Genomic DNA, 8,594 nt, shown 5'->3' with positions numbered 1-8,594 from the left:
TGCTTACCCCCCGGCGTCTCGCCGGCACGCCCGCGGGGGGGCCCGCGGGGCCGGGGCGCCCCGGGCGCGGGGCCCCCCCCCCCGCGGGCCCGCGCCTCGAACGCCGGCGGGGCCGGATGGGGAGCGATGTCAGCCTCGTCGGCGTTCGAGGCGCGGGGTTCGGGGCGGAGCCCCGGTTCTTGAGGCGCGCCCCCCGCAGGCCCCGGCAGGTGGAGCGCCGTAGGCCGAGCTCCGCAGGCGGCGCCCGGCCGGGGGGCAGGACGCCGCCGGGGGCGGGGGGTCAGGCCACCGGGACGGCTGTGCGGGACATGGCGGCCTCGATCAGGGAGGCCATCACGCGGGTGTCCTTGTCGCGTTCCGGGTGCCACTGGACGCCCAGGACCCACCGTGCCGGGTCGGGGATCTCGATGGCCTCCACCGTGCCGTCGGCCGCGTGGGCCGAGACGACCAGGCCGCGGCCCAGGCGGTCCACGGCCTGATGGTGGTAGGTCGGGACGTCCGCCTCCTCCGGGACCAGGGCCGCGTACCGGGTGCCCGCGACCGGGCGGACCGGGTGCCAGGACGTGTCGCCCGGGGTGTCGAAGTGCCCGTCGATGTGCTGGATCAGCGTCCCGCCGAGCGCCACGTTGAGCGCCTGCATGCCCCGGCAGATCCCCAGCACCGGCACGTCCGCCTCCAACGCGGCGGCGATGAGGGCCAGTTCCCAGTGGTCGCGGACCGTCGCGGGGGCGCCCGTACGGGAGTCGCGGGCGGCGCCGTAGTGGACCGGGTCCACGTCGGGGCCGCCCGCGACGACCAGCCCGTCCACCCGGCTCAGCACCTCCGCCGCCGCCCCGGGTTCGTCCGGCGGCAGCAGCACGGCCGCGCCGCCCGCCGCCTGGACGAGTTCGTAGTACCCGGACGGTACGAGGGACGTCGAGAGGTCCCACACCCCGTAACGGGTGGATTCCTCCACATAGGTGGTGATGCCGATGAGCGGCCGTGGCACGGGCTTTACCTCCGGAAGGTGAGACGGGAAGGGTCCGGCGTGAGCCGGTCGTCGGGGTCGTCGCGGGTCAGTCGCGGGTCAGTTCCGCCTCGGCTTGCGCCAGCGCCGCGAACTCCTCCTCGGGAGCAGAGGCTACGAGGTGGTGCCGACTGTAGAGCGCGAAATAGGCCAGAGCGACGGCGTACACGGCCAGGGCGATGAATGCGGCGTCCTTGTCCACCAGGAAGGTGGCGACCAGGGCCGAGAGGGCGAGGGCGAAGGCCACCGAGGAGGTCAGGATGCCGCCGGGGGTGCGGTAGGGCCGCTCCAGACCGGGCTCCCGGCGGCGCAGCACGATGTGCGAGAGGGCCATCAGGGCGTAGGAGATGGTCGCGCCGAACACCGCGACGTTGAGCATGCGGGCGCCGTTGCCGGTGGCCGCGGCCAGGGCGAAGCCGATCGCGCCGGGGATGACCAGGCCCAGGTAGGGGGCCTTGCGCCGGGAGGTGAGCGAGAGGAAGCGCGGCAGGTAGCCGGCCCGGGAGAGGGCGAAGAGCTGGCGCGAGCCCGCGTAGATGAGGGAGAAGAAGGAGGCCACGAGGCCCGCCAGGCCCGCGTAGTTGACGAAGCGGCTGAGCGCGGTCGGGCCGCCGTCCCCCTCCAGCGCCACGACCAGCGGGTTGCCCGCCGATTTGACGGCGTCCGCGCCCTGGGCGCCGGTCGCCGCGAAGAAGGTGATCAGGGCCAGCAGGGTGAGGATGCCCATGGAGATGGCCAGGGCCTTCGGCATGGAGCGGACCGGGTCCTTGGCCTCCTCGGCCGCCAGCGGTACGCCTTCCACGCCCAGGAAGAACCACATGCCGAAGGGGAACGCGGCCCAGATGCCCAGGACGCCCAGCGGCAGCCAGGAGTTCGAGCCGAAGGCGTTCGCGTCGACCGGGATGTCGTTCAGGCCGTCGGCGCTGAACTCGGTGAACGCGCCCACGGCGAAGACGAGCAGCGCGGCGACCGCGACGGCGGTCACGACGAGGCTGAAGCGCAGCGCCTCGCCGACGCCCCAGAGGTGCACCCCGATGAAGACGATGAAGCAGCCCAGGTAGACGGGCCAGCTGGAGGTCAGGCCGAACAGGCCGAGCGACTCGACGTAGTCGCCGATGAAGATGACGATCGCGGCGGGGGCCAGGATGTACTCGATGAGGATGGCGGTGCCGGTCAGGAAGCCGCCCCAGGGGCCGAGCGCGCGGCGGGCGAATCCGTATCCGCCTCCCGCCGTCGGCAGGATGGTGGAGAGCTCCGCCAGGGAGAAGACCAGGCAGGCGTACATCGCGCCCATCAGGACGGTGGCGATGGCCAGGCCGCCGAAGCCGCCCTTGTCGAGGCCGACGTTCCAGCCGGAGAAGTCGCCGGAGACCACGTAGGCGACGCCGAGGCCGGTCAGGAGCAGCCAGCCGGCGCTGCCGCGGCGCAGCGTACGGCGCTCCAGGTAGTCGTCGTGGCCCTCGCCGCCGTCGGGGGACGCCTTGGGTGCGGGCACGGCTGTCAGCCGTGCCTCGATGTCGTCGGCCATCGTGCGCTCCTGCCTCGGGGCAATGGTTGTGGGGCGTACCTTTGTCGCAGAGCGGTGAAGAGCGCAAGACCTCTGCGTTAAACAGACGTTACGAAACCCTCCGGACGGGCCGGGCGCGCTGGACGGGCCGGGCGCGCTGGACGGGCCGGATGGGCCGGATGGGCCGACCGGGCCGGGCGGGCCGTACGGGTCACGCCAGGAAGCCCCGCAGCAGCGCCGCCGTGCCGCAGCAGTGCTCGCGCATCGTCTCGCGCGCCCCGGTGGCGTCCCGCTCCAGTACGGCCTCCACCAGCGCGGTGTGCTGCTGCTGCGAGTGCTCCAGGTTGCGCACCAGCAGCGGGATGCAGTCCAGCAGGTCGTTGACCGTGGCCCGCACGGCGGCGTACTGGGCCGTCAGGCTGGCGGACCCGGCCAGTTCGCACAGGGTCAGGTGGAAGAGCGTGTCCTGGCGCCGGTAGTCGGCCAGCGGGGCGTCATGGGTGGCGGCCAGGGCGGCGAGCAGCCGCTCGGTGTCCTCCTCGGCCAGCCCCTGCGAGGCGCACAGTCCGGCCGCCCCCACCTCCAGGACCTCGCGGAAGCGCAGGACGTCCTCGATGTCCACGCCCGCGACACGCCGGCGCAGCTCCTCCTCGGCGGCGCCCGCCGGGGTGTCGGGCCGGGGCAGCACGAACGTTCCGCCGTACCGGCCGCGCCGCGCCTCCACCAGCCCCTGGTCCTGCAGTACCTTCAGCACCTCGCGCAGCGTGACCCGGCTGATCCCCATCCGCTCGGCCAACTCGCGCTCGGGCGGAAGCCGTTCGCCGCCCGGCACCAGACCCAACCGGACCACCTGGAGGATCTGCTCCAGCGCTTCCTCGAAGCCGTTGCCCGCCCGCACCTGCCGCAGTACGGGATTCAGCCGCGCGATCGCGCCGCCCTCGCCCGCCGTATCGGTCATCTCGGCTCCTCCCCTTCCCAAGCAATGGTTCTATTCAATACCTTAGGCCTCCTCGGCTCACCGAAGGAGAGATTCCCGTGGTAGACCGCAAGCCGCCGCTGGCGATCGAGGAGCTCCGCTCCCTGGTCACCGGCGGTGAGATCGACACAGTCGTCCTGGCCTTCCCCGACATGCAGGGGCGTCTCCAGGGCAAGCGGTTCGCCGCACAGTTCTTCCTGGACGAGGTCCTCGAGCACGGCACCGAGGGCTGCAACTACCTCCTCGCCGTCGACACCGACATGAACACCGTCGACGGGTACGAGATGTCCTCCTGGGACCGGGGCTACGGCGACTTCGCCATGCACCCCGACCCCGCCACCCTGCGCCGCATCCCCTGGAACCCCGGCAGCGCCTTCCTCCTCGCCGACCTCGCCTGGAACGACGGCACGCCCGTGGTCGCCGCGCCCCGGCAGATCCTGCGCCGCCAGCTCGAGCGCCTGGCCGAACACGGCTACAGCGCGATGGTCGGCACCGAGCTGGAGTTCATGGTCTTCCAGGACACCTACGAGCAGGCCTGGAACTCCCACTACCGCGGGCTGACCCCCGCCAACCAGTACAACATCGACTACTCCGTCCTCGGGACCGGCCGCATCGAACCGCTGCTGCGCCGCATCCGCAACGAGATGCAGGCCGCGGGCCTGATCGTCGAGTCGGCGAAGGGGGAGTGCAACCTCGGCCAGCACGAGATCGCCTTCCGCTACGACGAGGCGCTGACCACCTGCGACCAGCACGCCGTCTACAAGACCGGCGCGAAGGAGATCGCCGCCCAGGAGGGCGTCTCGCTCACCTTCATGGCCAAGTACGACGAGCGCGAGGGCAACTCCTGCCACATCCACCTCTCGCTCCAGGACGCCGACGGGCGCAACGCGATGGCCGGAGACGGACCAGGCGGAATGTCACCGTTGATGCGGCACTTCCTGGCCGGCCAGCTGGCCGCGCTGCGGGACTTCTCCCTTCTCTACGCCCCGAACATCAACTCGTACAAGCGTTTCCGGCCGGGATCCTTCGCACCGACCGCCGTCGCCTGGGGCGTGGACAACCGGACCTGCGCCCTGCGCGTGGTCGGCCACGGCCGCTCCATGCGCTTCGAAAACCGCCTCCCCGGCGGCGACGTCAACCCGTACCTCGCCGTCGCGGGACTGGTCGCGGCCGGTCTCTACGGCATCGAGAACCGCCTCGAACTGCCCGAGGCCTGCACGGGCAACGCCTACACCGCCGACTACGCGCACGTCCCGGCGACCCTGCGCGAGGCCGCCGAGCTCTGGGAGAACAGCGAGATCGCCAAGGCCGCCTTCGGCCCCGAGGTGGTAGCCCACTACCGGAACATGGCCCGCGTGGAACTCGACGCGTACGACTCGGCGGTCACCGACTGGGAGCTGCGCCGCTCCTTCGAACGCCTGTAACCCACTCCACCGACCGACACCCTGTGAGGCACCACGTGTCCGATGTGCTGGCCCCCCTCCTCGATCTCGAGGTGTTGAATCCGGCCACCGAGGAAATCGTCGCCATCGTCCCGGCCGCCACACGGGACGATGTCGACGCCGCCGTCGCCAGAGCCGCTGCCGCCCAGCGCGGCTGGGCGGCGGCCGCCCCCGCCGACCGCGCCCGGGTCCTGCGCCGCTTCGCCGCCGCCGTCGACGGCCAGATCGAGGAACTGGCCCGGCTGGAGGTCCGCGAAGCCGGGCACACCATCGGCAACGCCCGCTGGGAGGCCGGCAACGTACGCGACCTGCTCGACTTCGCCGCCGGGGGAGTGGAACGGCTCTCCGGCCGTCAGATCCCCGTCGCCGGCGGCATCGACGTCACCTTCCTCGAACCCCTCGGCGTCATCGGCGTGATCGCCCCGTGGAACTTCCCCATGCCGATCGCCGCCTGGGGCCTGGCCCCCGCCCTCGCCGCGGGCAACGCGGTCATCCTCAAGCCCGCCGAGACCACCCCGCTCACCGCGCTGCGCCTCGCCGAACTCGCCCTCGAAGCCGGGATCCCCGAGCACCTCTTCCAGGTGCTCCCCGGCCACGGAGCGGTCGCGGGCGACGCGCTCGTCGAGCACCCCGGCGTCGCGAAGATCGTCTTCACCGGCTCCACCCGCGTCGGCAAGCAGATCATGGCCAAGTGCGCCGACCGGGTGAAGCGCGTCACCCTCGAACTCGGCGGCAAGAGCCCCAACATCGTCTTCGCCGACGCCGACCTGGAAGCCGCGGCGGCCGCCGCCCCCATGGCCTTCCTCGACAACACCGGCCAGGACTGCTGCGCCCGCACCCGGATCCTCGTCCAGCGCTCCGTGTACGACCGGTTCCTGGAGCTCGTCGCCCCCGGCATCGAGTCCGTGGCCGTCGGCGACCCCCTCGACGAGAAGACCCAGATGGGCCCGCTCATCTCGCGCACCCAGCTGGAGCGCGTACGGTCCTACGTCACCGCGGACCTCGCAGCGATCCGCGGCAAGGCCCCCGAGGGCCCCGGCTTCTGGTACCCCCCGACCCTCGTCACGGACGTCGCCCCCACCGCGCCCGTCGCCACCGAGGAGGTCTTCGGCCCGGTCGCCGTCGTCCTGCCCTTCGAGGACGAGGAGGACGCCGTACGCCTGGCCAACGCGACCGAGTACGGCCTCTCCGGCTCCCTCTGGACCCGCGACATCGGCCGCGCGCTGCGCGTCTCGCGCGCCGTCGCCGCCGGCAACCTGTCCGTCAACTCCCACAGCAGCGTCCGCTACTGGACCCCCTTCGGCGGCTACAAGCAGTCCGGCCTCGGCCGCGAGCTCGGCCCCGACGCCCTCACCGCTTTCACCGAGACCAAGAACGTCTTCATCAGCACGGAGGCCTGAACCCATGAGCACCGAAGAGATCGTCTGCCGCCGCCTGGTCGGCCGTACCGCCGTCATCACCGGAGCCGGCAGCGGCATCGGCCTCGCCACCGCCCGGCGCCTGGCCTCCGAGGGCGCCGACGTCGTCTGCGGCGACATCGACGAGACGGCCGGCAAGGCCGCGGCCGAGGAAGTCGGCGGCACCTTCGTGAAGGTCGACGTCACCAGCCCCGAGGAGGTCGAGGCCCTCTTCAAGACGGCCTTCGACACCTACGGCTCCGTCGACATCGCCTTCAACAACGCGGGCATCTCGCCGCCCGACGACGACTCGATCCTCACCACCGGTCTGGAGGCCTGGAAGCGCGTCCAGGACGTCAACCTCACCTCCGTCTACCTGTGCTGCAAGGCCGCGCTCCCCTACATGCAGCGCCAGGGCCGCGGCTCCATCATCAACACCGCCTCCTTCGTGGCCGTCATGGGCGCCGCCACCTCGCAGATCTCCTACACCGCCTCCAAGGGAGGCGTCCTGGCCATGTCCCGCGAGCTCGGCGTCCAGTTCGCCCGCGAGGGCATCCGCGTCAACGCGCTGTGCCCGGGGCCCGTCAACACCCCGCTCCTCCAGGAGCTGTTCGCCAAGGACCCGGAGCGCGCCGCCCGCCGGCTCGTCCACATCCCGCTGGGCCGCTTCGCCGAGCCCACCGAGATCGCCGCGGCCGTCGCCTTCCTCGCCAGTGACGACTCCTCCTTCATCAACGCCACCGACTTCCTGGTCGACGGCGGCATCTCCGGCGCGTACGTGACCCCGCTCTAGGCCCACCGGCCAGCCGGCCGGCCCCAGCCCACCGCAGCCGGGCACCGCAAGGTGCCCGGCTGCGCCCTTTCCCGAACCCGAGGAGCAGCATGCACAGAAGACGGGCAACCTCCCTGGCCCTCATCGCGGTCACCGGATCCGGCATCCTCCTGGCCCCGCCGGCCCAGGCCGGCCAGGCCGCCTGCCCCCGCGTGACGATCGGCTCCGGCTGGTACGGGGACAACCAGGCCCGCCTCCAGCAACTCGTCGACCACCACGGCCGCTGCGCGCCCCACCGGGCTGGCGGCCGCACCAAGCCCGTCGCCGTCTTCGACTGGGACAACACCGTCGTCAAGAACGACGTCGGCGACGCCACCCTGTTCTGGCTGCTGCGCAACGGCAGGATCCGCCAGCCCGCCCGCGGCGACTGGACCACCACCAGCCGCTTCCTCACCCCGGACGCGGCCGCGGCGCTGGCCGGCGCCTGCGGCCCGCTCGCCCGCCCCGGGACACCGCTGCCCACCGGGGGCCCCGGCGGCGCGGACTGCGCCGACGAGATCAACAGCGTGTACGGGGCGGGCGCCACCCGGACCGGCGCGGCCGCCTTCGCCGGCTGGGACCGCCGCACGACCGAGCCCTCGTACGCCTGGCTCCCGCAGCTGATGCAGGGCTGGAGCGCCCGCGAGGTCCGCGGTTTCGCCGCCGCCGCCCGCACCGAGAACCTCGCCGCGCCCGTCGGCGCCGTGCAGCAGGTCGGCAGCGGCACCGCCACCGCGTGGGTCCGCTACTACGACCAGCAGAAGGACCTGATCAACGGCCTGCGGAAGGCCGGCTTCGACGTCTGGATCAGCTCGGCCTCGCCGCAGCCGGTCGTCGAGGTGTGGGCCAAGGGCGTCGGCATCGACCCCGACCACGTGATCGGCGTCCGCAACACCACCGCTCCGGACGGGAAGTTCACCGCCCACCTCCAGGGCTGCGGATCCGTCGGGGACGGCGCCGACACGATGATCACCTATATCGACGGCAAGCGCTGCTGGATCAACCAGGAGGTCTTCGGCGTCCGCGGCCCGGCCGCCGAGCAGGTCCAGCCCGCCGCCCGCCGCCAGGTGTTCGCCGCGGGCGACTCCGACACGGACGTCTCGTTCCTGAGGGACGCGACCGCCCTGCGCCTCGTCGTCAACCGCAACAAGAACGAGCTGATGTGCCGGGCCTACGACAACGGCGACGGCCGCTGGATCGTCAACCCGATGTTCATGGAACCGAAGAAGCAGAAGCCCACCCCGTACCCGTGCGCCACGGCGGGCTACGTCGACCGCGACGGCGGCAAGGGCCCGGTCCTGCGGGACGACGGGAGCACCATCCCGGACCAGGCGGACTCGGTGTTCTGACGACGGCAGGAGCTAGGGGGTGTCTGACGGAGGTCCGTGGTGAAGGAGCGGTGTCCGGTGCGTGCTCTCGGCGTGCCGGCCGGATGCCCCCGTACTGGACGTACTT

General features: G+C 72.3%; 7 protein-coding genes. 4 read left to right on the top strand and 3 right to left on the bottom strand.

The features are described 5' to 3' along the window. Nucleotides 1-280: 280 nt before the first annotated feature. The 3 genes from AB0D44_RS33785 to AB0D44_RS33775 form a co-directional block, all read right to left on the bottom strand. Complete coding sequence (locus tag AB0D44_RS33785; RefSeq protein ID WP_362598551.1) at nt 281-988, bottom strand: gamma-glutamyl-gamma-aminobutyrate hydrolase family protein; 708 nt, start codon at nt 986-988, stop codon at nt 281-283. A 67-nt stretch (nt 989-1,055) separates the two neighbouring features. After that, on the bottom strand, nt 1,056-2,534 hold the full coding sequence (gene eat / locus AB0D44_RS33780) for an ethanolamine permease (RefSeq protein ID WP_362598550.1): 1,479 nt from the start codon (nt 2,532-2,534) through the stop codon (nt 1,056-1,058). 190 nt (nt 2,535-2,724) lie between these two features. Beyond that, the gene (locus AB0D44_RS33775) at nt 2,725-3,471 is read right to left on the bottom strand and encodes an FCD domain-containing protein (RefSeq protein WP_362598547.1); all 747 of its coding nucleotides are present in this window, start codon (nt 3,469-3,471) and stop codon (nt 2,725-2,727) included. Between the two features lie 77 nt (nt 3,472-3,548). Between AB0D44_RS33775 and AB0D44_RS33770 the strand changes: the two genes are divergently transcribed. The 4 genes from AB0D44_RS33770 to AB0D44_RS33755 all read left to right on the top strand — a co-directional run bounded on the left by AB0D44_RS33770 (nt 3,549) and on the right by AB0D44_RS33755 (nt 8,488). Then, a complete protein-coding gene (locus AB0D44_RS33770; RefSeq protein ID WP_362598544.1) occupies nt 3,549-4,913 on the top strand; it encodes a glutamine synthetase family protein in 1,365 nt (454 codons plus the stop codon). A gap of 35 nt (nt 4,914-4,948) precedes the next feature. Continuing rightward, on the top strand, nt 4,949-6,331 hold the full coding sequence (locus tag AB0D44_RS33765; protein ID WP_362598542.1) for an aldehyde dehydrogenase family protein: 1,383 nt from the start codon (nt 4,949-4,951) through the stop codon (nt 6,329-6,331). A 4-nt stretch (nt 6,332-6,335) separates the two neighbouring features. Beyond that, the gene (locus AB0D44_RS33760) at nt 6,336-7,121 is read left to right on the top strand and encodes a 3-oxoacyl-ACP reductase (RefSeq protein WP_362598539.1); all 786 of its coding nucleotides are present in this window, start codon (nt 6,336-6,338) and stop codon (nt 7,119-7,121) included. 89 nt (nt 7,122-7,210) lie between these two features. Further along, nucleotides 7,211-8,488: a haloacid dehalogenase-like hydrolase gene (locus AB0D44_RS33755; protein WP_362598536.1), complete on the top strand. Its 1,278-nt coding sequence runs from the start codon at nt 7,211-7,213 to the stop codon at nt 8,486-8,488. Nucleotides 8,489-8,594 lie beyond the last annotated feature (106 nt).

Source organism: Streptomyces sp. NPDC048349, from assembly GCF_040651925.1.
In the GTDB taxonomy this organism is placed as follows: Bacteria; Actinomycetota; Actinomycetes; order Streptomycetales; family Streptomycetaceae; genus Streptomyces.
The sequence above is the reverse complement of the archived record's forward strand: the minus strand, read 5'-3'. Positions and strand labels throughout refer to the sequence as shown.